At 63.8% G+C, this 1,778-nt stretch carries 3 protein-coding genes; 2 read left to right on the plus strand and 1 reads right to left on the minus strand.

The window, feature by feature from the left end; all coding sequences use genetic code 11:
* On the plus strand, positions 1-451 hold a 451-nt coding region (locus BMX74_RS44800; protein ID WP_177227774.1), incomplete at its 5' end, for a hypothetical protein.
* Positions 452-479: 28 nt separating this feature from the next.
* Here the strand turns inward: BMX74_RS44800 and BMX74_RS42675 are convergent.
* Positions 480-929 (minus strand): hypothetical protein, encoded by a 450-nt coding sequence (locus BMX74_RS42675; RefSeq protein WP_091106196.1) that lies wholly within the window; start codon positions 927-929, stop codon positions 480-482.
* Positions 930-1,276: 347 nt separating this feature from the next.
* Between BMX74_RS42675 and BMX74_RS42680 the strand changes: the two genes are divergently transcribed.
* On the plus strand, positions 1,277-1,558 hold the full coding sequence (locus BMX74_RS42680; protein WP_256257636.1) for a GntR family transcriptional regulator: 282 nt from the start codon (positions 1,277-1,279) through the stop codon (positions 1,556-1,558).
* The last annotated feature ends 220 nt before the right edge of the window (positions 1,559-1,778 follow it).

The raw sequence follows: 1,778 nt of genomic DNA on the forward strand, positions 1-1,778 counted from the left end.
AGGCCAGCACCGCCCGACCTACGAATCCGCCATCCGCTTCACGCAAGCCATCGCAGAGCAATACCCAGCCCTGTCCCAACTCGGCGACCAGTTCCTCGTAGCCGCCGGCTACAAGGAGTCCATCGCCGAACGAGAGCATGCGCCCCCTCCCCTAGCGGCACCTCAGGCTGCTGACACGGAGCGGGCCCTGGAGGAGCTACGCAAGCTCGCGCGCGAGCAGGACAAGTCAATCGGGGACATCCTCGTGGAGCGTGGCCTGGCAACACCCGACGAACTGACGCTGAGTGACCAGAAGCGGCATGACGGATACGTGCAGGAAATCCTCAACTCGGATCTCTCCGAAGAGGCGAAGGACTTCGCGCTGATGCAGTACGCCGTCAGGAGGCGCATCAATTTCCGAGAGGCCGGCGTGGAGGAAGAAAAGACCGAGAGAAAGCCGCGAGGCGCGTAAACCTCGCGGCTATTCTCTGCGTCCGCCGCTATCTGCAGCGGCCCCGGACGATCGGCAGCGGCCCCGTTTCATCCCCGAGCTGTGCCGCCTTGGCCGCAGCGGCGTCCATCTGGGCGAGCTTCTCGGCCCGCCATCCGTTCGTTAGCCATCGCTCCGCGCTGAGGACGCTCTTGGCGAGCTTGTCCCCGTGCTCGCGAGAGGTGACTTCCATCCTCGTGCCATGCTGGTCAATAGCAGTGCAGAGGTCCTGTACTCCGTCGTTGATCGCGGCCCTCAACGCCGCGGCGCTCCTCTCCTCCCTGACCTTAGCCATTCCGTCCACCAGGAAGGCCAAGACCATGCAGCTCGCCACGAGGGCGGCGAGCCAGATCGCCAGATACCAGCGCAGGCTGAGCTCGATCGCGGTCGCGACGACGATTGTTGCCCAGAGCGCCGCGGCCACGCTGCCGATGATCCAGCGCGTCTTGCGTTCGTTCATTTCACCCCTTGGGCCCATTGGGCCATGCGACATTCCGGTCCCGAGGTATCGCGGCAGTCCATGCACTGTAAATCACTCTGCGTGCATCCGGAATAGGACAGAAGACCCTTTGCGGCGCGTCAATATCGATAGTCACCACGCGGCTTACAGGATCTCACGGTGAGTAATCATTGCCATCCACTATGAACCTGAAATGGAATGAAATGTCTGTTATGCGCCGGTTTCTTGGGTAAGGCATCTGTAACGATCAAGATAGTGCCACAACATTTCACCGATCATGCGTTCGACTTCTTGTTCATGCTCGTTCATGAACGTCCACGAACGTAGCCGAACGACTACCCTCGTTCATGATCGACTACGGTCGGTTCATGATCGAGTTCAGGGCCAACGCCTACGTGTGGACCCAGGTCAGGGACGAACTGCGACAGCGCATCCTGGGGGGAACCTACAGACCCGGCCAGGTCGTCCCATCGGAGACGACGCTCGTGCAGGAGTTCGGCGTCGCCCGCAACACGATCCGCAAGGCGATCGCAGCCCTACGCGAAGAGGGCTTGATCATGACCGTGCCGCATCTCGGAAGCTTCGTGTCCGAGCGGCCGGCGCCCGGCCCATCCGATCCGGAGGGCTAAGGGGGAGGCGAGGACGCCCCCACGGGACCGGGGACCCCGACACCGACCTTGTCGGGGTCCCCTCCCCATTCGGGGCCGCACCGGCCCGGCTACTGCCGCCCTCGGGCAGGGCGACCGGAACCGATGCGGCCAGACGTGCCGGCCTCGAAGACCGGACCGCCCACGGGCTCCGCGCCGGCATGGCCACCGAGGCGCGCCGCGCCAAGCACGACGCTGTCGC

The organism is Nonomuraea pusilla (assembly GCF_900109355.1).
GTDB lineage: Bacteria > Actinomycetota > Actinomycetes > Streptosporangiales > Streptosporangiaceae > Nonomuraea > Nonomuraea pusilla.

What these genes read in the sequence shown, in the direction of transcription:
- BMX74_RS42675 (WP_091106196.1), bottom strand. Translation starts at nt 929, where the DNA reads ATGAACGAACGCAAGACGCGCTGGATCATCGGCAGCGTGGCCGCGGCG.
- BMX74_RS42680 (WP_256257636.1), top strand. Translation starts at nt 1,277, where the DNA reads ATGATCGACTACGGTCGGTTCATGATCGAGTTCAGGGCCAACGCCTAC.